Annotated in this window: 19 protein-coding genes; 6 read left to right on the forward strand and 13 right to left on the reverse strand. The window is 31.6% G+C overall.

Annotation, left to right across the window (positions count from 1 at the left end):
• Window positions 1-4 precede the first annotated feature (4 nt).
• Complete coding sequence (locus STERM_RS17645) at window positions 5-664, reverse strand: metal-dependent transcriptional regulator (RefSeq protein WP_012862988.1); 660 nt, start codon at window positions 662-664, stop codon at window positions 5-7.
• Window positions 665-898: 234 nt separating this feature from the next.
• Here STERM_RS17645 and STERM_RS17650 point away from each other — a divergent pair, with 234 nt between their 5' ends.
• Together STERM_RS17650 and STERM_RS17655 are read left to right on the forward strand one after the other, a co-directional pair.
• Window positions 899-1,747, forward strand: coding sequence for a hypothetical protein (locus tag STERM_RS17650; protein ID WP_012862989.1), 849 nt, complete (start codon window positions 899-901; stop codon window positions 1,745-1,747).
• A 154-nt stretch (window positions 1,748-1,901) separates the two neighbouring features.
• Complete coding sequence (locus STERM_RS17655) at window positions 1,902-2,699, forward strand: DKNYY domain-containing protein (RefSeq protein WP_012862990.1); 798 nt, start codon at window positions 1,902-1,904, stop codon at window positions 2,697-2,699.
• Window positions 2,700-2,851: 152 nt separating this feature from the next.
• Here STERM_RS17655 and STERM_RS17660 read toward each other — a convergent pair whose 3' ends face one another.
• The 4 genes from STERM_RS17660 to STERM_RS17675 form a co-directional block, all read right to left on the reverse strand.
• Window positions 2,852-3,304 (reverse strand): hypothetical protein, encoded by a 453-nt coding sequence (locus STERM_RS17660; protein WP_012862991.1) that lies wholly within the window; start codon window positions 3,302-3,304, stop codon window positions 2,852-2,854.
• Between the two features lie 229 nt (window positions 3,305-3,533).
• Window positions 3,534-4,118, reverse strand: coding sequence for a hypothetical protein (locus STERM_RS17665; protein ID WP_012862992.1), 585 nt, complete (start codon window positions 4,116-4,118; stop codon window positions 3,534-3,536).
• Window positions 4,119-4,143: 25 nt separating this feature from the next.
• A complete protein-coding gene (locus STERM_RS17670; protein WP_012862993.1) occupies window positions 4,144-5,400 on the reverse strand; it encodes a DKNYY domain-containing protein in 1,257 nt (418 codons plus the stop codon).
• Window positions 5,401-5,413: 13 nt separating this feature from the next.
• Window positions 5,414-8,401, reverse strand: coding sequence for a UvrD-helicase domain-containing protein (locus STERM_RS17675; protein WP_012862994.1), 2,988 nt, complete (start codon window positions 8,399-8,401; stop codon window positions 5,414-5,416).
• A gap of 183 nt (window positions 8,402-8,584) precedes the next feature.
• Here STERM_RS17675 and STERM_RS17680 point away from each other — a divergent pair, with 183 nt between their 5' ends.
• Window positions 8,585-10,012, forward strand: coding sequence for an MFS transporter (locus STERM_RS17680; protein WP_012862995.1), 1,428 nt, complete (start codon window positions 8,585-8,587; stop codon window positions 10,010-10,012).
• Window positions 10,013-10,069: 57 nt separating this feature from the next.
• Here STERM_RS17680 and STERM_RS17685 read toward each other — a convergent pair whose 3' ends face one another.
• On the reverse strand, window positions 10,070-12,733 hold the full coding sequence (locus tag STERM_RS17685; RefSeq protein ID WP_012862996.1) for a phosphoenolpyruvate synthase: 2,664 nt from the start codon (window positions 12,731-12,733) through the stop codon (window positions 10,070-10,072).
• 244 nt (window positions 12,734-12,977) lie between these two features.
• On the opposite strand from STERM_RS17685, the gene STERM_RS17690 reads away from it, so the two are divergent.
• Window positions 12,978-13,388, forward strand: a complete 411-nt coding sequence (locus STERM_RS17690) for a hypothetical protein (RefSeq protein WP_012862997.1) — start codon at window positions 12,978-12,980, stop codon at window positions 13,386-13,388.
• Window positions 13,389-13,597: 209 nt separating this feature from the next.
• Here STERM_RS17690 and STERM_RS17695 read toward each other — a convergent pair whose 3' ends face one another.
• The 3 genes from STERM_RS17695 to STERM_RS17705 form a co-directional block, all read right to left on the reverse strand.
• Window positions 13,598-14,062, reverse strand: a complete 465-nt coding sequence (locus STERM_RS17695; protein WP_012862998.1) for an NUDIX hydrolase — start codon at window positions 14,060-14,062, stop codon at window positions 13,598-13,600.
• Window positions 14,063-14,098: 36 nt separating this feature from the next.
• Window positions 14,099-16,660 carry a PD-(D/E)XK nuclease family protein gene (locus STERM_RS17700; RefSeq protein WP_012862999.1) on the reverse strand — a complete coding sequence of 854 codons (2,562 nt, stop codon included), beginning with the start codon at window positions 16,658-16,660 and terminating at the stop codon, window positions 14,099-14,101.
• A gap of 175 nt (window positions 16,661-16,835) precedes the next feature.
• Window positions 16,836-17,429 carry an FMN-dependent NADH-azoreductase gene (locus STERM_RS17705; protein WP_012863000.1) on the reverse strand — a complete coding sequence of 198 codons (594 nt, stop codon included), beginning with the start codon at window positions 17,427-17,429 and terminating at the stop codon, window positions 16,836-16,838.
• Between the two features lie 135 nt (window positions 17,430-17,564).
• On the opposite strand from STERM_RS17705, the gene STERM_RS17710 reads away from it, so the two are divergent.
• Window positions 17,565-17,891, forward strand: coding sequence for a winged helix-turn-helix transcriptional regulator (locus tag STERM_RS17710; protein ID WP_012863001.1), 327 nt, complete (start codon window positions 17,565-17,567; stop codon window positions 17,889-17,891).
• Between the two features lie 125 nt (window positions 17,892-18,016).
• Window positions 18,017-18,583, forward strand: coding sequence for a hypothetical protein (locus tag STERM_RS17715; RefSeq protein ID WP_012863002.1), 567 nt, complete (start codon window positions 18,017-18,019; stop codon window positions 18,581-18,583).
• A gap of 993 nt (window positions 18,584-19,576) precedes the next feature.
• Here STERM_RS17715 and STERM_RS17720 read toward each other — a convergent pair.
• The 4 genes from STERM_RS17720 to STERM_RS17735 all read right to left on the reverse strand — a co-directional run bounded on the left by STERM_RS17720 (window position 19,577) and on the right by STERM_RS17735 (window position 24,373).
• Window positions 19,577-20,512, reverse strand: a complete 936-nt coding sequence (locus STERM_RS17720; protein ID WP_012863003.1) for a DUF1848 domain-containing protein — start codon at window positions 20,510-20,512, stop codon at window positions 19,577-19,579.
• Window positions 20,509-20,964 (reverse strand): MarR family winged helix-turn-helix transcriptional regulator, encoded by a 456-nt coding sequence (locus STERM_RS17725; protein WP_012863004.1) that lies wholly within the window; start codon window positions 20,962-20,964, stop codon window positions 20,509-20,511. The genes STERM_RS17720 and STERM_RS17725 overlap by 4 nt, the downstream gene beginning before the upstream one ends.
• A gap of 758 nt (window positions 20,965-21,722) precedes the next feature.
• The gene (nrdG, locus tag STERM_RS17730; RefSeq protein WP_012863005.1) at window positions 21,723-22,214 is read right to left on the reverse strand and encodes an anaerobic ribonucleoside-triphosphate reductase activating protein; all 492 of its coding nucleotides are present in this window, start codon (window positions 22,212-22,214) and stop codon (window positions 21,723-21,725) included.
• Entirely contained in the window at window positions 22,211-24,373 is a 2,163-nt protein-coding gene (locus STERM_RS17735; protein ID WP_012863006.1) for an anaerobic ribonucleoside triphosphate reductase, read from the reverse strand. Before STERM_RS17735 ends, nrdG begins: the two co-directional genes overlap by 4 nt.
• Window positions 24,374-24,476: the final 103 nt, after the last annotated feature.

A 24,476-nucleotide genomic window follows, 5' to 3' on the forward strand; every position in this document is an offset into this window, starting at 1 on the left:
AAAATTATGCATCTAATGTTCTTAATCTGAAATGCTCCTGTATTTTCTCAGACAGCACCAGATTATTCCAGTTATTTTCCACTCTTATAATAATGGTATTATCAGTTTTCATTCTTTTCAGAATTTCTACCCATTTAAAATTTTTTATTCCAAATTCCTCTATATACTTTTCTGCTGTTTCATCTGTAAGAATAAGCTCTCCTACCATTCCGCATTTTACATCTGACATTTTATAAAGCTTTGATTCTTCTTCCCAGAAAATTATATTTGGAATTTCACTGCCGTGCGGGCAGACAGCAGGTTCTCTCAGATATTTATAAAGTCTCTCTACCAGTTTTGCAGAAGCATTGTGTTCCAGCAGCTCGGCATCATCATGAACGTCATCCAGCTGATATCCCAGTTTATTCACAAGAAAATATTCCCAGACCCTGTGTGCTTTCAATATAAATAATGCTTCATATTTTCCGTCTTCGGTAAGTTTTATTCCTTTATACGCATAATGATTAACAAGAAACTTTTTCTCCAGTCTCTTTATCATCTCATTTGCCGAAGGAACTGATATATTCAGATAACCGGCTATCTTCTTTACTGATACGAATTCTTCTTCTTCTGAAAGCAGATATATTCCTTTTAAATAGTCCTGTTCATTTCTGGATAATCTCATTTTTCCTCCAATTAACAATTAAATCTTTTTCTATGAAAATATTATAGCATAACCTTATATTTTTTTCTATATTTATTTATTTTGTTATGGCAAGCATTATGTTTTTATTATTTTATGAACCTTTATTCCGTAATTTTTTTCTCTTATTAATGCTTATTTTTCTGATTAAATTGACTTTTCTCCGGCTTTAAGTTAAAATTTATTATAAATAACACAGGAAAGCGAGGAATAAACATGCGGATAATGCTTATCTATCCCAAATATCCGTTAAAAAATATTGTTGACCCTGACTGGCTCGAGGAATACAATGCCGTTTCTAAAATATCTTGTATTGAAACAGGTTTGTATGATGAATATGAAAAAAAGCTTATTTTCAGTAAATTATCTGAAAATGACCGGTATATATTTTTATACAGAGGATGGATGCTGGAACCCGAGGATCATCCCTCATATATTTTCCCGCAGTACCGCTGGTTCTCTGACCATATTCAGGCAAAAACAGCAAACAGCGGTTTTTTCTGGACAGAATTACTGGAGCCATACATTATAGGCCCCACAATTTTATATAATAATGATTTTTTGAATAGTATCCAGAGTATTGATTCAAAATCTTTTGATATACTGAGTGAAAAACTATACTCACTGACAGTACCGAAACTCGGAAATCTTCTCTTTGTAAAGGACGGAGTAAAATCAGAAACCAACCCTGTTATTTCATCAGCAGAAGAATTAAGTGTTTTGTTATCAAAGATGGCAAGTCATACTGGAAAATTCCGTGACGGCTTAATTTTTAAACCCGCAGTAAAAGTGGAAAATGAAAAACGCTTCTTCTGTTTTGCAATAAATAATAATATTATAGTTTTCCCTCAGGATAATTCAGAAAAAGAAGAGACAGAATTTCTTATATCAGTTATAAATACTGCTATTCCTGCTCTAAATCTGAACTTTTTCACACTTGACACTGCTTATGCAGACGGAAAACCTGTTTTAGTGGAATTAGGACACGGCGAATATTCTTCGTTAAAAAATCTAAATCCTGATGCTTTTGCACAAATACTCGGATCTGTAACAGAAAAATTTTAATAAATTTTCTTATTTATAAAATTCCTATGGAACCTGAGTCTGTTCCAAAATTAAAAAAAGCTGCATGGATAAATGATAAATACAATATTCCATGACAGAGCGTCCGGAAGCAATTTCCGGCATATTTAAAAAAAATTTACTTAAGAGGTGTACTGTGAAAAAATTATGTTTATTGATTTTTATGGGAGTTTCACTGGTTTTTTATGCTGCTTCACATGAAGAGCATATGATAGACGACTGTTATAACTGTTATATAACCAAAAATAACTCTGTTTATTTTGTTGATGATGCTTCCCATCCGTATAAAATTGAAATTGCCGATTATATTTCCTTTACTGTTCTGAGTCAGTTTTATGCTAAGGATAAAAATAATATTTATTTCTTTGAAGATATACTCGAAAATGTTGACAAAGATACTTTTTCTGCATTATCAGGCTTTTATGCAAAAGATGATAAGCATATATATTTCGGGGATAAAATATTTCAAAATGTTGATTTTGACAGCTTCAAGGCTTTGAATATTTTTTATGCAAAAGATAAAAATTCTGTTTATATCTATAATAAAAAAATTAAAGGTGCAGCTCCGGAAAGTTTTCACACTCTTTCCGGTTTATATGCCAAAGACGCAAATCATGTGTATTTTGAAGGAGCTATTATTGATAAAGCAGATGCTCCAAGCTTTGAAACACTGGATTTTTCATATGCAAAGGATAAAAAAAATGTGTACTATCTGAAAACAATTATAAAAAATTCTGATATAAAAACTTTCCGTGTTCTAAATAACGGATATGCTGCTGATAAAAATTCTCTTTACTATGACGGACAGGATGTAAAAGGTTCTGATCCGGATACTTTTGAAGTTTTAGATGACAATTTTGTAAGAGATCAAAATCATATTTATATGTGGGGCAATATTGCAGATGATGATTATGAAATAACGAATAAAAAATAATTCTCCTGCCTGTACGAAATTAAAAAAGAAGAGACAAAAGTTTAAAATAATGTCTCTTCTTTTTTATTCCAGATTTTATAATCATAAATACCCGAAAACTCCCAGAGTATAATTCTTTGCCTCAAAGATTTTGAATATATTACGGCAAAAAATTAATAACCCAGTTTTTTCAGGACTTCATTTATTTCATCTGTTTTGGCACCCGGAGCATTTATATAAATAAAAGTCTCTCCTACTCTTGATACGACTTTATACGTAGAATTACTTTTTAGTGTATATTTAGATACATTCCCCATAGATTTTTGAGTTTCCACCATAGCATTTCCTTTAGTTTTCTCAAATTTTTCTTTATTCAGATTATACGAGCCCACAGCGTAATCTTTATTTTCAGTAACGAAAAATTCTATCTGATACCCGTCTTTCTTTGCTATTAAAACTGCTTTAGCACCTTTTCCTACATATTTTTCAGAAATATCCTGTACCTGATATCCTTCCTGTGTCATCTTATTTTTAAATTCATCAGCAGTAAGTGCTTTTTTCCCTTTACAGCCTGTAATCACAAATAATAGCGTGATACTCATTAAAAATAATAAAATTTTTTTCATAATTCCTCCTTGATATTGTTTTAATACTGTTATTTTTAATTTTTGATCTTTTCACAGACCGCAGTTCAAAATAAATATTCGATCTACAGTCTTTAAAAATTTCTAAATTTAGACTATATTCTACTACATTATAACATAGTTTTCAAATAAATATTATTATAAAAAACATATAGTAAAAAATCCCTGAAAGAGATTATTTATAACCTTTCAGGGATATCCGCCAAATATTTTATTCTATATTTATTTCTATTGGTATTATAATATTTGAATAAGTTTTGCTCCGATCCTCAAGGACAAGCTCACCTGTAAGCTTTCCTTCCGTAATGCGCATATTTTTATTATTTTTCACTCTTAAATCAGAAATATCAAAATTTACAGTGAGAGTTTTTTCCTCATTAGGTTTAAAATTCAGTCCTGATGCTGTTTCTATCACATATTTGCTGTTTCTCCCGTCAGGTGAAACTTCTACGCCTACTCCGGTACCAGTCCGTGTTCTTCCCCCTGAACCTATCCCTATTCCTACGCCAATAACAGGACTAAAGCTCCATGAAGTTTTCTTTTTCAGCTCCACTTCGTACTTATTTCCATTATCATCAATATAAAAAAGCGAGCTTTCTATCCAAAGCTTTAATTTTTTATCTGTACGATTAGTGAGTGTAATTATATCAAAAAATTTACTCTCAGGTCTTACTGTTTTAACTATAGATGAAGGACTAAGCTCCACAGGTCCGCCTGAAAGAACAGTTTTTGCATCACCAAATGCCAAAACTGTAAAAAAAAGCATAAATACTAAAAATCTAAAATTTCTACCCATAACTTTTTCTCCTTTTTTACTTTTTTTACTTTCTTTGTTTTTGTATCCCTAAAAGTCCGTCTATTATTTTCTTCTTGAGCTTTCTTGCATCATCAGCTGTATTCAATTCTTCCGGCTTGACTTCTTTTAATCTCTGCCCGGCATAATACACATGTTTTTTGTCTTTGATAAGCTCATCGCCCATGTACACATAATTTTTCCCGTCTATATCTGTCTCGAGCTTTCGCTTTTTACCCAAAAGTGATGCACTTCCCAAATATAAAATATTATTTTTATAAAGATAATATGGTCCGCCTATATATTTCAGCAATGCGGGATCAAGCTTTTCAAGCACTGAATCGCCACTGTAAACATGATTTTTATCCTTGGCCAGATTTTCTTCACCCAGCTCCTCAAAGGTTTCAACATCGACACCTTCTACAGGTGTACCTCCCCAGTAAACCTTCGTCTTATCTTTTATGTAAATCCCGTTTTCCCAAATCTTATAATTTTTCATATCAATATCCAGAATCTGTTTAGATTCATAAATATGATTTTTATCTTTGGCATATATATTCCCTATCTGAACAAATGTTTCAGGGTCTGCCCCTTCCATAATTTCTCCGTAATAATAAACATATCTGTTATCCTTAGTGTATATTTCGCTTTTCTTTCTGCTCTGGTCTGCTACTATTACGAATGTAGCAGGATTTGCGTCCTCTAATACACGATTCTCCATATATACACGGTTACTGTCTTTGGAATATGTATCCGAAAGAGGCTCAAAAGTATTTATATCTGCCCCGCTTATCTTTCTTCCGTCGTAATATACATTTTTATCATCTATAACATAGTTTTCCAGTAATATTCTGAATTTACTTATATTAATATTCAAAGGTTTTCCTTCTCTGTTGTATATTTTTTTTCTGTCTGAAAAATATTTCGGAATCTCCCCGCCTATTGCAAAAAATGTTTCCGGATCTGCTCCTTCCAGAATCATTTCCCGGTAATATACATGATTTTTATCTTTTGACATATAATCGCCCACAAGAACAAAACTTTCTATATCTGCTCCCGCTATTATTTTGTTTCCGAAATATATGTGCTCATTATCTTTGGCATAATCAAAACTGAGTATTTCAAAAGTTTTTTTATCTACATCATACATAGGATTCGTTTTATAATGAATTATATTAAATTTTTTTGCATAGGTACCGTTTAGAATGTTATCGTCCATTCCATCGTCTTTACTACAAGAAATTACTGTTGAAACTAAAATCAACGTTACTAGAAACTTCCTCATTCTTACTCCTTTACTATAATCTGATGAACTCTTTTCTGAAATCATAATCCGGAAGTTTTTCTTTTAATATTTTTTCATATTTTAAAATCTGCTCCTGATTATGGATTTCTCCGCTTTTAAAATCTAAAATAACTGCCTTTTTGCCAGTTCTGTCCAATAGTAATTTATCTATCCTGAAAACTTCACCTGTCACACCGTCTGTAATCTCAAATTCATTAAAAACTTCCCATGTCTTATAAAAAAGCTCCTTATTACCAAAAATAAAATTATCTGCTCTTTTAAATATTTCTTCCAGCTTTGACTTTCCCAGCATATTTCCATATTTTTGAAATACCTGGGATCTGGCAAAATATCTTTCTTCCTCACCCGCATACTTTATATTTTCAAAATAATAATGAATAGCTAATCCTTCTTTTCTTGAATTTTCTATTTCTAATGATTTTGTACTTTTTACTATTTTATCATATTTTTTATTTTCTATAAAATATTTCTTTATATTTATTTCTTTTTTCTCCGGCCTTTTACTCTCTTCCTCTTTATTTTGATATACTCCGTCTGTATAAAAAGAGCCTGCTACCTCTTCTATTTCAAGACCCGAGGCTTTGTAAAGGGCATTTTCCAGATTGTCATTTCTAAATCCTTTTTTTCCTGTATAATAAAAAATATATAAATTCGATTTTGCTCTTGTAAGTGCAACATAAAGATTATTTATTTTTTCGTCTTCCTCTTTTAGATCACTGTTTTTGGGAAATTTTCTGTATTCATCCAATAACTCTGTGATTCCTCTGTTTCTGCTGTTAAAGATTATGTAGTCCTCCACTTTGGTAAAAGTTTTGTCAAGCTCAGTGATGAATTCAAGTCCTCCCCTGTTATTTCCCTTTTTCCCCGAAGAATCTATCAGATAGTAAACTGTATTGTATTCCAGCCCTTTTGACTTATGTATTGTTGTTAATATTACGGCATTAGTTTCATTAAGTCCCTGAATTGACAGCAGCTCTTTATTCTCCTCTGTTTTACTCAAAAAATCCTCCATAGACTCAAATTTGAGCATTAGATTATAAAGATACAGAATATTTTTATACACAATACTGCTTTTTTCTTCTTTTATGATATTAAAATTTTCAAATATATACCTTACCTTATCAGTATACTCCATTTTCTCCGCTATAACCAGCTTTTTAAAAAAATCTTCAAGTACACCGGGTTTTTCTGACCTGCCCTCAAGGTATCCCTGAATCTTATATTTATTTTCCAGTATATACCTTAGATCCTCTGCATTTATATCTATAAAGCTGCTTCTCAGAAATTTTACAAGAGATATAAAATCTTTGTAAACCAAAAAATGAAATAAATAAAATACCGCTTCGGTTTCTTCATATTCTTTCAGAGTCTTGTTGCTTTCCAGTATAAAGGGTATCTTGTTTGTTTCCAGATAAGCGGCTATATTGGCCAGTTCACTGTTTTTTCTTGCGATAACCGCAGTATTCCTGTAATTTCCGTTTTCTTTCAGGGAAGCTGTTATATCGCTTAATATTTCTTCTATTGTATCTGTTTCAGGATCATCGTTATTATATGCATTCAGTTCTACATATCCTTCCGGGGAATTATACTCTACTTCTTCATAATTCCATGTATCATTTATATTATTAAAGAATTTATTCAAAAATATCATAACTTTTTCTTTTGTCCTGTAAGTTTTTGCAAGTGAATTTACATTTACCTCTCCGTCCAGTATATTTTCCAGATTTTCAAAGAGCTTTTTCTCACCGTCTCTCCAGCCGTAAATAGACTGTTTGGCATCCCCAACAATGACTGCATTTTTACTTCCCTCTACTATCGCCCGAAGAATTCTCCACTGAAGTACACTTGTGTCCTGAAATTCATCTATAAAAACAGTCTCTATCTCATTTCCAAAAAAATCATAAAATTCCTCTGTTACTTTTCCGTTATTTATATATCTGTTATTTTCCATAAGAAGCTTATATGTGTATATTGTCCTGTCACTATTATTAAACGACTTTTCCGAAAATCTTATCTGATCATATATACCAAAAATTATATCGGAAATTTCAAAATAATCCTTTTCATAGCTGATGATTTCCTCATTAAATATATACTTTGCAAGAATTTTCTTATAATTCCTGTATTCTTCCTTAAAATTTTCTGCTGCTTCCTTGTATTTATTTCCTTTTATTTTTCTTCCGTTCCATATTATATCACTGGTAGCCTTTAAAAATTCCCTTATATTTTTCAAAAAATATTTTTCCTTATCATTTGAATCCAAAAAACTATTATAAGACAAAAAAGGCTCCTTCAAGACTTCCTCTCTGCTGAATTCCGAAAGCATTATCACCTCATCCGAAACAAGCAGCAGCTTTTCGGTTTCATAAAGAAGATCAGCTGTTTCAACCTTATACTTCTTTCTTGTTTTTCTCTCATTTCCGATAAATTCGAATTTCCACCTGTTTTTTATCAGCTGATCTATCAGCTCTTCATACTCTTCAAGATTTCTTCTTCTTTCTTTCAATAGAAAGCTTTTTACCTTTTCCATGTGATATCTGTTTGAAATAAGCTCTGCAAGTACATTTTCTATTACTTCCTTATTTTCATCATTATCTGTATTATATGTATAAATATGTTTTTTTTCAGCTACAATTCTGTCAAAAATAATTTTTATAAATGAATCAATTGTATATATTTTTATTTTATCTTTATTATAAATAATATCTTTGTATATTATTTTCATTTTTTCTTGGTTAACTGTAAGTCCCGGATCTGACTTCCTTATATTTTCCAGTATCTCATCCCCTGCTTCTGTACCCTCTGATATTTCCTCCAGAAATAAAAGCACTCTTTCTCTTATTTCAGAAGTAGCTTTCTTGGTAAATGTCATTACATATATTTTCCTGAAATCAGTCCCCAGAATCAGCTCTTTTATATATTCCAAAGCCAGACTGTAAGTTTTTCCTGTTCCGGCACTTGCTTTTATTATTTTTTTCATTAGTGTTCCTTTCAGGAATTTTCTTATATTATATCATAAATCTCGTTTTATAAAAACATCACTGTTTTTTATATATTCTTGTTTATCCCTTATTTTTCGTTTTTTTAGATTTTATATTTTTTTAAATAGTTTTATACTAAAAAATAAGTTATAATATTTGTATACTAAAATAAGGAGAAAAATATGGACGAAAAAGATACAAACTCATATAAAAATAAATGGATAATATTAATAACGGTTCTGCTTCTCATATTTATGTCAACACTGGACGGAAGTATTGTTAACGTAGCACTTCCTGCGCTTTCAAGAGAGCTTGGTGTTTCCAACAGAGCTGTAAGCTGGGTTGTGTCCAGCTATCTCATAACAATCTGCACTGTTATTCTCGTATTCGGGAAACTTGGAGATATTACAGGAAAAACAAGAGTATTCAAATATGGAGTTCTGCTTTTTACCTTTGGTTCTTTTCTATGCGGTTTTTCCTCATCGTTGGGAATGCTCATTTTTTCAAGAGCACTGCAGGCTGTGGGTGCTGCTGCTGCAATGGCTACCAGCCAGGGAATTATTACCCAGACTTTTCCAAAGCATGAAAGAGGTAAGGCTCTAGGATTAAGCGGAACTTTTGTTGCATTAGGAGCTATGACCGGTCCTCCTCTCGGCGGCTTCCTGATTTCAATATTTAACTGGAACTATATTTTCTATATAAATGTACCTATTGGAATAATTGCATTTATTTTCTGCATGAAATTTCTTCCCGAGGAAAAATATGAAAAAATAAAGTTCCCTGATATAAAAGGCTTTCTGCTTTTCTCTGCAGCTGTAATAACTTTATTTATAGCTATCATAGAAGGTGAAACAATGAAATATACTAATCCTGTTATTCTTGCATGTTTTTTTGTTGCCATAGTAAGTTTTATAATATTTATCTTTGTAGAAAAACGTACTGAAAGTCCTATGCTTGATCTGAACATATTTAAATCAAAGCTTTTTTCTATAAGTATTTTCTGTGCATTCATAGTTTTTGTCGCTACTTCATCTGTTGGTATTATACAGCCCTTTTATCTGCAGTATACAATGAAATTTTCTCCGGAAATGACCGGACTTCTTATGATGGCTTATCCTGTAGTTATATCTGTTACTGCGCCGAGCAGCGGTACACTTTCAGATAAAATAGGATCGGAACTTCTGACTTTCCTCGGACTTTTGATTATCAGCATCGGTTTATTTCTTATGGCATTTTTGAATGAACATACACCTGTTGTATTATTTCTGGCAATTGTAGTTGTTATGGCTTTTGGAGCTGGATTATTTCAGTCGCCTAATAATTCTCTTATCATGTCTACTGTTGAAAAAGATAAACTTGGTATAGCCGGAAGTGTTAATGCACTTATCAGAAATCTCGGAATGAGTGTGGGAACAGCTATGTCCACCGCAATACTTTATTCCAGAATGAGCAGTCTGGCAGGATATGAAGTGACAAGCTATATCGCAGGAAGAGATGATATTTTTATAAATTCCGTAAAATATGTTTATATCACGGCTGGTATATTATGTATAGCAGGAGCTCTTATCACTTATATGCGGCTTCATAATTCCAAAGTAAAACATTTTTAAAAGAAAAACACTTTTCTGTAAACTTAATTAGAAAAGTGTTTTTTATTTATCTTTATTTCAAATTTCTTCCTTATATGCCTCTAATATCTCAACATATCCTTCAGTTCCGTTTACTCTTATTCTGTCTCCGGTTTTTATCTTCTTGACAGCATCTTTTACACCTGCTGCTGCAGGTATACCGCACTCCCTTGCCGTAACAGAACTATGCATCATCATTCCTCCTGTTTCTGTTACGACAGCCGAAGCTTTCGTAAATAAAGGAGTCCATGCAGGATCTGTACAAGAAGTTACCAAAATCTCGCCTTCCTTCAGATCTGCATCGCTTAATTCCAAAATAACATTTGCTGTTCCTTCCTTTACCCCTGCTGAAGCTGCCATTCCTATAAGAGCTCCTTCCGGAGTACTGTTATTTCCTGTTTTATCTGTAAGTATTTCTCCGTCACTTGTCATTATACGCGGAGGAGTCATTTTTTTGTAAAATTCAAAATCTCTTTTTCTTTTTTCAAGAATTTTATTTATATCCTTATTGTATACTCCTTCCAGAATCTCTATTACTTCATCAAAGGAAAAATAAAATATATCTTCTCTGTTATTAATAACTCCCGCTTCTACGAGAACATCAGCTTCATCCAGAACAGCAGTCCTTGCTATATCCAGAAATTTTACCATAAAATATTTTGGTGACTTGCGAAATCCAGCCATAGTTCTGTATATTTTTATGAATTTTGCTGCTTTTCTTGCTTTTGAGTTTCCAAGCTTACCCTTTATTCCGCTTACTATTTTATCCTCAGCTTCTTTTGCAGTCTGCAGACCTTTTTTAAATTTCTCACGGTGTTCATTCATACTGCTTATTCTAATGTAATCCATGATAAGCGGAAGTATCTCCGCTGGAGCCTCTTTCCATCTTTTTACACTAATATCTATTTCTCCTGCACATCTTATTCCGTATTTTGCAATAAATTTTTTCATTTCCAAGGTAAATTCGAGATTAGTTTTCAAATTTTCCAGATCATTCCAGAATGTTTCATTAGTGGTGTTTTTCATAAATTCTTTCAGTTCTTTGCTGCCTCTTGCCATATCAGCCATATCATAAATTTCCATCATCATATCTCCGGCAATATCATTCTCAACAGACATGTTCAGCTGTGTCAGCAGTTCCTCTGTTTCTTCAGTACTAAAGCATTCCATGCACATTTTCTTGATTTTGACCTGAGATATCACAGCCGAAGCAGGAAATTCCACAGCTTTGGAAAATAGGAAATTAAACATCCCGCCTATATACCATCTTATCCTTTTTATCTTTTCAATTCCCTTGTATGAATTTATATCATTCTCCCATTTTAGAGCTTCATTTCTAAAAAACTTTTCTCCTCTTGCCCTTAGTCTCTTCACATTCCAGACATGCAGATTTAAACCGGTCTTCCAAAATACAGGAGCCAAAAATTTCTCAGCTTTTTTTGTAAATTCTTCATCAGAAGCAAATTCACTTTCTCTCTCTGCTAATTCCTCAGCAATATTTGCCCCGTCCACATCAGCATACTGAATAATATCGGAAATATTCTCCCTTATCTTGGGAATATGTAAAAAATAACCTAAATCTATATAAATTCTTCCGCCAGCTTCAGTCTGGATAGAAACAGAATCTGCCGCACCAAATTTGTCAAAAATTCTTGTTGTTTCAAAAACAGAAAGTGCCAGGGGTTTCATCGCTTCAGTCATTCTTTGTATATGCCCGAATGAATAAAATATATGCTTCTGGTTATCATGAGATTTTGGAATAGGAAATAAAGAAGTTACGGGTCTGCTCTGAAGTATATGAAATTTCCCCTGATAAAATCCCCATTCTATATCCTGAGGACAGCCGAAAGTCTCCTGAATCTTCAATCCTGCAGCAGTAAGCTTTAGTATCTGTTCATCACTCAAAACCTGTTTTTCCATATATTCTTCCACTATTTCCACTTCTATGACTCCGCCCTCGTTATCAGGAAAAATACCTTTTTCTTTTCTTGCAATTTTCTTATTTATTATTTTGGAATTATAAATCTGATAAAAATCCGGCGTTATCAAGCCTGACACAAGAGCCTCCCCAAGCCCGTATCCTGCATCTATATCTGTTATCTTTCTATTTCCGCTTATCGGGTCGGCAGTAAACATAATTCCAGAATATTCAGAGCCGATCATTTTTTGAACTATAACCGCAAGCTTTACTTTAGTATTATCGAATCCGTTTTTATTTCTGTATATTATCGCTCTGTCGCTAAAAAGAGAGGCCCAGCATTTTTGCACGGCTTCCACTATATTTTCATAGCCTCTGATATTCAGAAATGTATCCTGTTGTCCTGCAAATGATATTTCTTTAAGGTCTTCGGCAGTACCGCTTGATCTTACTGCATATGAATAATTCGCCCCCAGATTATTCCAGGCCCCGTACACTGCTATCTTCACTGCTTCTGATACTTCTGCTTCGGTAATTATATTTCTTATATTTTTACCTGCTTCTGTTATTAATTCTGTATTTTTATAATCAAGTGTATTCAAATTTTCTATCATTTCTTTTAATGCTTCATTCTCTACAAGCAGGTCATAGGCCTCGGTAGTTACACAAAAACCCTCGGGAACAATAAATTTATTATTGAATAATTCCCCGAGATTAACGCCCTTTCCGCCTGCAAGACTCTGTTTTTCCTTATTTATCTCATTAAAATATAAGATATACTTCATATTCTTCCACTTCCTTAAATAAATCTGCCAATATCATTAATATATTAACATAATCTATGTTATATTGGTAGTTTCTTTTTCAAAATGTTTCTTTATAAAAAAATATGTTTAAATCCATATTTTTTATATAATATATATTATTTTTTGTTTACAATTTTTAAATTTTATGCTAATATGTAAACATAAAATAAAAAATACTGTTCATTAATAAAGTTTTTCAAATAATAAATTTCTGGGAGGAAGAATGAATTTTAATGATGACACAGAAATCATTAATCCGGTACTGAAAATTATCAGAGAGTATGAAATGTATGAGAAAGCTGAGCTTGCACGTTATAATCTGGAAAAGAAAGAAAAGAAAAAACAAAAAAGAAAATTTAAAAACTCAAAACATTATAAGCTTCTCAAAAATGCAGCGATATATATAGGAATATTCATGATGATCTCAGCATTTAAGATGAATGCAGTATATGCCGTTATGGATCTTAATATGCAACTGAAAATACTGGATTCCGAAATTACAGAATCTGAGAAAATACTAAACAGCCTTAATATATCTGATGTTTATCAGATGGATCTGGAAAAGGTAAAAAATACTTCTAAAAAAATGGGATTTACAGAAGAAAAAAATGTTGCCTATGTTTATTTTAAATAAATATTTATTTTGGTTTTATTCATGTTCAAAAAGACTGCACTGTGTAAATTGTCAGTCTTTTTTTATTATAAAAGAGCCTTTTAAAAATATAAATGTATAACAATAAAAATCATAAATTATAACATTTTATTTTTCAAAAAGGCTCTTTCTGTTTTATTAATTATCTATTTTTTGCTTTTTCATTCTGGACACAGTTTTATATCTCTGTACTAATCATAGAAAGTAACACTGTAATCCTTCATTTTTTCATTTTCATCATATACAAACTTGGCAGAAAACATTCTGTCTTCCATCATCCATCTCATGAAAAGCTCATCGCCCTCCCACATATCCAGCTCAAACAGCTTGCTGTCCTCCACCCATTTCAGATCACCTTCTGGGGATTCTATAATCTCTCCGGAAAATTTTTCCACTACATACAGGTAGCCGTACCAGTCCTCACTATTATTAAAATCAGGAAATGTAAGCAGTCCCCGTAATTTTAGTTCCTCTGCCTTTAAACCGGTTTCTTCAAAAACTTCCCTTACTGCGCATTCTTCAGGTGATTCCCCTTTTTCTATCTTTCCGCCTACTCCTACCCATTTTCCTTCATGTATATCATTTTCCTTTTTTGTCCTGTGAAGCATAAGTGTTTTCCCGTCTTTTTTTATATAACAAAGAGTTGCTAATTTCAATATTTTCCAGCTCCTTTTCTCTTTTTTATTTATTTTCTATTTCATGTTATCATATCTCATTCTGCATATTTCCCTGTACTCACAGAAACGGCAATTCTTCGGATCGTCTGTTCTCCTGTATTTATCCGATTTCTCAAAGTCATCTATTACTTCCTTCATATCGCTCAAGGTTAGGAATTCTTTTCCGTCGTCCTTATCCTCAAAGCTCATATCCAAAACATTATAAATTATCTTTTCTGCACTTTCATTTTCATAAATCAGATTTGAATAGAAGTAAAGCTGCCCCAGCTTTCCCTTTCCTGATTTAAAATCAATGATAAAATGTTCTTTTTCTGTTTCTATGAGCAGATCGAGCTTTCCTACGATCTTTACATTGTCCGTTATCTGTCTTTCCTTCTTAAATTCAGGCTCAAAAACTATTATTCCGTCTTTTATTTTTTTCTCAATATTCTTAAAAAATACTGCAACACTCTCAGTAACTATCGGAAATATAATTTCTTCATAATAATTACCATACTTTTTTGATATCTTTTCAGACTCGTTTTTTATTACATTCTTTACAGTCTTTTCTACTTCTGTGGTATTTATATCAAATTTCAGATTATTCATAATTTTTTCCTTCTGAATAACAGATATTTTTTCAAATACCTCATGTATAAGTATTCCCAGAGACTTTGAGGTTATTTTTTCCTGCGGCTCCACGAATTCTTTCAAACCAATCATTTTTTTCAGATAAAATCTGTAGTGACATTCTCTCAAATCCCTGAAATCATAAGCCCCTATTTTTAATTCACTCCCGGGTCCGGATTTATACAAAGTGTCGTCTCTGCTTCCGTTATATTCTATTTTCTTCTCATCAAATATCTCTTTAAGAATACTTTTTATATTTGATTCATTGAACATAATCTCATTAAATTTCAGATTATTTTCTATTCTTATTTCTTCTGCAAGTGAACTTACAAAAATATTCTGATCCTGTATTTCCAAAGAATATATATCTATAATTTTTGCACTGTTTAAAAATCTGAAAATCCTGAATTTTTCATTTTTTTTCAATTCTTCTATACCGGGAAGCCCGTTTGCCTCACGTTCTCTTTCCCCGAGAAAAAAAAGATTCTCATTTATATCATAAAGATTTTTTTCATGAATATTGAAAAGGACTATTTTTTCCTTTTCCTCGTTTCTGTAGCTTTTAAAATCATCCAGTATTATTTCCTGCGAATCCTCTTTTATATTTAATGTTACCTCTTTAAAATCAAAGTATTTCAGTATTATTTTCAAAAAATTGGCACCGTTCGGCTTAAAATAGCTTTCCCAGTCTCTGTGTATTTTCAGCTTTTCTATTGCCTCTATTTCATTCAAAGCCTCGTAATACTTGTCAAGATCATCAGTAAATCTGTTATCCAGCAGTATTGATTTATTAAATTTTTCCATTACTCCGAGAACCTGAAGAAAATTTTCCGTATTAAACATACTTTCCAAATCAGAAAATATTCCTGACATTTTTTCTCTGAAAATTTCATTTAAATTCAGATGGTTTAACAGATTTCTGGTTATATAAATATAGTCGTACTGTATTATTTTATCTATTGTTTCAGTAAAAAAAACATCTATTTTATAATAATCTGCAAATACCTTATTCGATATTGCATTTCTGAATTTTTTGAGATTTATGTTAAAATCTTCTGTATGTGTTTCCTTGCTTTCCAAAAGCTCCAGAATATATTTGAAAAAAGTATAAAATTTCGTATTTTTAAGGTAAATCTTACTTTTTACATTTGCTTTACTCTGTGATAACAAATTAAAATAAATCTCATTTTCCAGATCAGGAACAAGAAGATTCAGATTTTCCAGATTTTTATTTCTTTCAAGAATATCAAAGACATTTAATATTTCATTATCACTTCTGTATAAAGTCACTTCCTTATCTTTATCAAAAACCATTCTTGCTTTTTTTATTTTCAGCTCAGTGCTGTCATAATCCTCTTCATTTATCTGGTTTACTATTTCCACTGAAAACTCCCCGTCAAGCTTCCCGGCTATTTCTTTCTCAAAGGCAGTAAAATTAAAATGATTAACAAAAATTATGTCGGTATATCCTTTTAAAAATAAAGTATTAAAATTTTCCGGACTTTCCAGAAAAAGTTTATTGGTATAGTCTAATTCCAAAAGTTTTTTTTCATATTTTACTTTTATTTCCTCAAGAATTTCATAGACTTTCCTTTTATTTTCACTTTTCAGAGTGAGCTTGTTTATCCCCCATTCTTTTAATTCTTTATAAAAATTTAAAAATGAAGAGGCTATATCAATAGAATCAAAATAATTTTCTATCTTAAAAAAGTCTCTTTCTCTCTCATCAAGTATTTCATAAAATAATATCTGCTCTTTCTCCTCCTTTAGTACTACCTTATCAGTATAAAACAGCTTCTCCCTGAGCTCGCCGATGTATATAAATAAGTTTTCGCTTACAACCTCTTCACTTTCATACAATTTCTCAAACTCTGATTTATCTGAAGGATTAGAAAAGACAAATACCGTATTCTTTCTATTCATATATTTTGAAAAATCTCCAAAATATCCTGTATTGCTTATTATCATTATATCTCCTGTATCACAGTAAATTTATTCTAATTTCATTTATAAGTATTATATACATGATACCATAAATTTCCCCAAAATATAACATCAAAAAACTTCCTGTGATAAAATCTGTTTATCTCAGGAAGTCCCCTGTTTTTTATTATTTTTCAAAAATTTCGATACTGCCTCATTTTTAGAAGAGCTTTGCTTTTTCTTCCAATTCCGGCTTTATTTCATCAAACCTTTTATTTAAAGTATCCCTGCTATACATATTAGTACCTTCCAAAACCACAGAATCTGTTTCCATCCCGAAAAAATCCCTGAAGATAAGATTCAGATACTTTATTCCATTTTCCATTGATTTCATCGGTTCTTCAGAATAAACTCCCCCTCTTCCCATGAAAAATATTGATTTCTTCCCGCTTACGAGGCTCTGAAATCCGCTTTCAGTGTATCTAAAAGTTTTTCCCGCAATTAATAATCTGTCAATATAAGCCTTTAATATTGAAGGTATTGAAAAATTCCAAAAGGGAGCAGCTATAATAAATTTATCATATTCCATAAACTGGCTGGCATACTTTTTTTCCTCAGTTTCTTCCAGCACAGGCATCTTTCTGAGCTCATCCCCGCTTAACGGCTGAATTCCTTCACTATAAAGATCTAATTCATCAATTACATCATCAGGATTAAATCTTCTGTAATTTTCCAAAAAATTTTCCGACATTTTCAAACTCCACGAATCATCTGTAGATTTAGGAGTCGATTTTATATACAGTACTTTATTCATTTTCCAGCTTCCTTTCTTTTTCGATTATGTTATAATAATGTTATCCTAAAAAGTAGTTTTTGTAAAGTAAGCACTTTTTAGTTATCTGATATCTAAAAGATACTAATTAATTTTACTGAGAAAGAGGTATATTATATGTATGAGGATTCAAAGACCTGTCCTGTGGAAATTACGTTACTGCTTATCAATAATAAATGGAAAATAAGAATCATAGGCTCTCTTCTAAACGGAACAAGAAGATTTAATGAAATAAGAAGAATTCTTGAAGATATTTCCCAAAAAGTCCTGACACAGAATCTGCGTGAAATGGAGAAAGACGGACTGATTAACAGAAAGGTTTATCCCGAAATTCCGTTAAAGGTAGAATATTCACTGACGAAATTGGGATATTCCCTAAAGCCGATATTAGATGAAATGGTGGAGTGGGGAATTAAATATGAAAAAAATCTGCTGGATAAATAAAATATAATAATGCTGGGCATAAGTATAATTTTTCAGCTTATTTTGTTTTTCATTGACTTTTTTTCTAAAACAAAATATAATTTACCAATGATTAAATATAAAAAATATTATTAAAGGAGATAATAATGAAAAAAATTATTTTAATTTTTATGATCTTTTCCATTGGTGTATTTGCTAAAAGCTTTGATTCAACGGAGTCCAAGAAAGCACTGGATAAATTCATAGAAATAGAGCGTTCGGGAGATTTTAAGAAATATGCCGGGGATAAACAGGCGGAAGCTATGTTTTCCATAAGTAATATGACTGAACAGGAAATAAAAAACATGAACACAGGGAAAAAAATAATCGGTGAAAATTATAAATATAAAATTACCAATGTAAAAGAAACAGGAAATAAAAGTGAAATTACTATGGCTGTAGAGTATGAAACCATGGATTATAAAGGTGAGAGCATGAAAAAAGTGCTTGAAGATTTAGAAGCTCAATACAGTGAAAAATGGGCAGAAAATCTTTCCACTGAGGAAACTGTTGATAAAATAATGGAAAAATATACTGACTTTTCAGTTGTAAAGCGAACAATAAAAGTAAATCTCAAGAAGGAAAAAGGATACTGGCAGATTGATCTTAATGAAAATGAAGATTTCATGGTTAGTTTATATTCTCACGGAGATCTTTATTTCTGGCGTGATTAACAGAATTTTTCATAAAAATCCATAAGTAAATATCTGCACACAGAATACTAAATATAAAATATTCTGTGTGTTTTTTTATTAATAAAGAAAGCTGTAAAAACCTCCTCTTATATCTATACCCTAATTTCGACAATTCCCGCTAAACAGCTATTCAACTAAAATACAAAAAAATAAAAGGCTGTTTTAGTAATACTAAAACAGCCTATTTCCTTAAGGGGTATTAAAGGAAATTTAAAATGAAGAAAAAAGCTTTTATCTAAAAGACCTGTATATTATATGTACACTTTCTTTGAGGGCACTTTATTTAGACTTAGAAACATGTTAGTATGTATATTCTAAATATTATTATTCTTTACTTTCACGTTTTCTTATATAATAACCTGTTTATTTTTGATTAAACGACATTGTATTTTCTTTTATTCTGCATGGCTGCAAATATGAAAACTAATAAACAGACAGTCTATGCTCTTTCATTAATTTATAATAAAACATCATTTTAGTTTACAGTTTATATTTTATATTATATTTGTAAACTAAATAGGCGATTTATCTTTTATTTTAAAGGGATAAATAAAAAAATCATGTATTTTATATAATATATACTATTGAAAAAAGAATACATTACTAATACCTGATTTTATTAATTTCTACAGAATAAGGAATAATCATATGGAGCATTGAATAACATAGAGTACTGTCTTAGCATAACATATGTATACATTTTCTGCATTGTAGATCCCGATTGTAATATTATATTATTTTCTTTCTATACTTCTGCATATTTTTTGACAAATTGCAAAGCGCTTTCTTTTGCTCGGCAGCTGTTTATAATAATGAACTCCCAGTTTCCCGGCAGATGGTGACTTGGTACCTAATCCTTGCATCAAATACTCACTTAAGCACTCCCGGCAAAACTTTTTTCTTTCGATTCCAGCACTGTTCTATTTCTATTTATAATCTCGTAAAATGTTATAATCTTACCACTTTCTGCTTTTATAATTGCAATTTCTGCTGCCTTTGACCGATAAAGCTTTTTTGATTACCCTGCTGTATTGTGTCAGTTTCATTCAAATGCCCTAATAATAACGGAGAATTTGAATCATGATATTTATAATTCTCAAATGCTTTATTCGGATTTTTATTGGCATAACAGTATTTACAGCCATTCAGACAGGTATCATAAGCACCGATATCCCGGCTTTCAATACAATGACAGCCCTGTCTCGTACCTTTATGCTTCAGATCTTTAAACGAAATTCCATTAGCATTCCCCATGATTTCCAGTGTCATACATCCGGACGGATAAATTCCGTAATGTAAATAATCTCCGTTTGTACCACAGGTCTGAATATACAAGTTATTGCTTTTGGCAGTTTCGCCAAAGCTCTTCGCAAGCATGTCTTTGTCTTTATCTGTCATGGGAATCAGCTCCGGCATATTTATTTCCAGCTTCTTATACATCTCTACAAAACTAAAAATACATCGATCAACATAAGGAGCAATTTCCTTAGCCATGTATGAAAAAGTTTTCATATGTGTCTGAACTGTATACTTGTCAGTCAGGAGTACAGGATCATAACGCCATGCTATACGCTGTTTGCCTGTAACGACAGATAACCTTTTCAATATCTCTATACTTTTTTCTATAGACGGTACTCCCGGTTCTATATCCTGTCCATATGCAGTAATTGTGTAGTGAAAGTATGTATTGAACCGATCTGTGATCTTAGACAAGTCTGTTAAAATAGGTTCATAATTTTTGGAACAGAACTGAATACAGTCTACTTTTTCCGGTGTCAGTTCATATCTTGATACCTTATTAGGAAACAGAGGATTGCGTGATAAAACATATCCTTCTTCAAAACGTTTCAGCAGCCATTTGGCATAGTACTGGACAGTATCCGTTCTCCCTCCTGTATTAATAATCATTTTTCATCCTCATTTCTATTCATTAAATCAGCAAGATTCCTTGTAAATTTTCTTGAAAGGCTGATAAGCTGTTCCTGCTCCTCTGGTGTAAACATCGACATGGCAGTATCTTCCGCCCGTGTAATATGAACAACTGGCTGTTTAGCATATGCTTTACCGCTTTCCGTCATCTTTACAAATTTATTTTTCTTATTTTGGGGATCCTCCTCTAACGTGATATACCCGTCTTTAAGAAGATTTTTAATAATCAAATTTACTGTCTGTTTTGAATTAAATGTCTTTTGGCAGATTTCTTTCTGTGTCATGCTGCTTGGTGCATAGTAAAGCACATTTAAGACAAGCAGTGTTTTCATGAGTAATCCGTGCCTTTTAGCATATTCATCATAAAGAGCATACTGCTCATCACGAAATTTGCAATATAAATATGCATTTCTTTTATCATTTTTTTTCATATTCCTCATCCTTTTAGTAAATTTATTGACTATTTTAAGTATAGTCCATATTTTGCATATTGTCAATTAATTGTTTCAAAAATAAACTGCTGCTAAAGCTGTTTTCATTCTGTTATATGAAAAATCCGTCCCGGTAAAAAAATAAATTCCAGACTGTAATAATAAAAAAATTTTCAAAAATATACTGCTTTAAATCCTCTGCATATAAAATTTTTCCCCAAAGTAACTTTGTTTAAAGTGTTCGTCTGCTTTACAAAAAAATCATCAAAGTCATTGTTTTTAAAGGGATTGTATGAGTTTTTGGTTTACAATTTTTCTTTTTTCATATTTTATTTACAAATATTATATTTTTTTGAATTTTGTAAACCAATTATACAACCAAAACCTTATTTTATATTGAATACAAATTATTTTATCTGTATATTTAATGATATTATGTCTGAAACCCTTAATTTTCAATTATTACATTATGATTTTGGTTTACAATTTTTATATCCCATTCAGTTTACATATTATATTTTTTAAAATTTTTGTAAACTAAAAATATTAAATTAACCTTATTTAACAAGGATATAAACAAATTTATTAACATTTTGAAATATATCTCATATTTTATCTAAGAGTTCTGCTCAGATCTTTTCGCAATGAAATTATAATGAAGCTCAGCTTCTCAGAATGACTCTATTTTTTTCTTTATTGGATATAAACAGATCACAAAACAGCTCTAACAAAAAAACGGCTCTGACAAGCCGTTTTTTCTAGAATTCAATATTATTATCTTTTATATACTCTTTTACATTTATAATTCTTTGATTTTTACTGCCTCTGAAACTCAACTCTTCAGAATGAAGTTCCTGTATAAAACGTCCGTCCACAAGAGTATTTATATACTTTAGACATTCCTTTTTTACCTTGTCCAAAAGCAGCTGTTCTATTGTATAACCTGTATAACACCATATATCTATATCCCCGGTTTCTTTTCTCAATCTCACAAGAAAATCCAGAAATTCCTCAGAGTCATAAAAAGGATCACCGCCGCTGATTGTTATACCGCTCAACATTTTATTGCCGTTTATTTCATCTGTTATCTTCTTGAAATACTTACTGTCCATAACCTCGCCGTTATCAGGATTCCATGATTCCTCATTATGGCATCCCGGACAGGCATGGGAACATCCCGAAAAATATATTGAATACCGGAAACCCGGACCATCAGATATAGTTTCCCTGAATATTTTTAATATTCTCATTTAGAAACTCCGTGCTTTGTTCTGTCCTTTTCTTCAGCTTTCTTAAATGAATTCCAACTGTCAAGATCTCCTGTAAGATATCCTGTTATTCTTCTTGTTCTTGAAATTTCCTCGCTTCCGCATATAGGACATTCTATTTCAATAAGACTTTCAAATCCGCATGACTTACATCTGTCTATAGGATGGTTAATAGAACCATAGCCTATATTATTATCCTTCATGGCTTTTATTATCTGAAGAATAACCACAGGATTCTTTTTCGCTTCCCCGTCAAGCTCTACATATGTGATATGTCCGCCCTTTGTAAGCTCGTGAAATCTTCCTTCTTTTTCTATTTTTTCAAGAGCCGAAATTTCAGACTTTACGTCAACATGGAAAGAGTTTACATAGTATTCTCTGTCATTTACATCTGTGATTTCACCAAATTTTTTCTTATCAATAGTTGTAAATCTTCCTGACAGACTTTCTGCCGGCGTAGCCAGTACAGAATAATTCAGATTATCTCTTTTCTTATATTTATCTACTACTTCATTCATTACTTCAAGTGCTTTTACTAAAGTATCATATGATTTTTGACTGTCTCCGTGCCCTTTGCCTGTTAAAGCTACCATCGCATTATGACCGCCGATAAATCCTACTCCTAATGTTCCTGAATCAAGCATAGATCCTACTTCATCATTTCCCATCAGAGTATTTCCGCCTTTCCAGATATTGTTTCTCATCATGAAAGGAAACTGTTTTGCAAGTGCTGTTCTCTGGAATTCATATCTTTCTTTTAACTGTTCTATTACGAATTCAGTATATTTTTTTAGTTTTTCAAAAAATCTTTCGATAGCCATATCTTCCAGAGACTGTGCATCTATATTGCTGTTTTCTGCCAAAATTTCATTCTTAGCTTCTACTGCAAGTCTTGGAAAGTTAATTGTAGTAAATGACAGATTTCCTCTTCCTATAGAAGTCTTATCTCCCGCTACATTTTCAAAAACTCTTGTTCTGCATCCCATTGTGGCTACTTCATATTTATACTTGTACGGATCATCCATTCTCCACATTTCATGCTTATTATAAGTAGTATCAAGAAATACGAAATTAGGGAATAATCTTTTTGCTGTAGTTAAAGTTGTTTTTATTAATAAGTCAAAATTCGGTGTTTTATACTTAAGCTCGCCTTTTATTGCCTTATCCCAGTTTTTAAGGGCCAGTTCATAGTCTTCTTCAGAATAATTCAGCCCTTCCTTTACCTTAAAAATCTGTATTGGGAAAATAGGTGTTTCACCATCTCCCAGTCCTGCTATTGTTGCATTCAGCAGTTCGTTTATAAGCATTCTTCCTTCAGGTGATGTATCTGTTCCATAGTTTATAGAAGAAAATACTACCTGATTTCCTCCACGTGAATGCATCGTGTTTAAATTATGTATGAATCCTTCCATTGCCTGGTATGTCTCATATTTAGTATCATAATATGCTACATGTATTGCTTTTTCTACTTCATTCATTGTTAAATTCAATTTAGATGACAAAATCAGCTTCTTCTCATCAGTAACTTCAATAGAGTCAATTATTTCCGTAAGAAGATCTTTTAATTCCTGATTTGCTTCTTCTACGTAATCAGACTCAAGATATGCTAAAACTCTGTATTTCAGATGTCTTCTGAAAGATTTTAACACTCCTTTTGCCATAAAAAAATCAAATGCCGGTATCGACTGACCACCATGCTGCTCATTTTGATTTGTCTGAAATATGATTGTAGCCAAAGTTGCATATGTCGATATACTTTTCGGCTGTCTTATGAATCCGTGCTTTGATTTAAATCCGTTTTCAAAAAGGTCTTCCAGATCATACTGAACACAAGTTGTTGTTTTTGTAGGATAATAATCCAGATCATGTATGTGGATATATCCTTCCTTATGAGCATCAGCATATTTTGGTGTCACCAGATACTTCAGGGCATAATCCTTCGATGTTTCAGAAGCAAATTTCATCATTTGTCCTGCAGGAGTATCAGATGACATGTTAGCATTTTCATTGTTGGTATTATTTTTTTCTACATTTATAATACCGTCAAAAATTTCTTTAAAGTTATTTTTTATTGTTGAAAATCCCTCGTATTCTGTTACTCTTTCCTCATCATTTTTATTTATATACACCATTCTATCCATAACGACCTCACTATATATTGTTTTATTTAATATAATATACCACTATATATAGTGTTTTGCAAATAATATCTTAGAATTTAAAAAAATGATTTTTCAAAATTTT

Source organism: Sebaldella termitidis ATCC 33386, from assembly GCF_000024405.1.
In the GTDB taxonomy this organism is placed as follows: domain Bacteria; phylum Fusobacteriota; class Fusobacteriia; order Fusobacteriales; family Leptotrichiaceae; genus Sebaldella; species Sebaldella termitidis.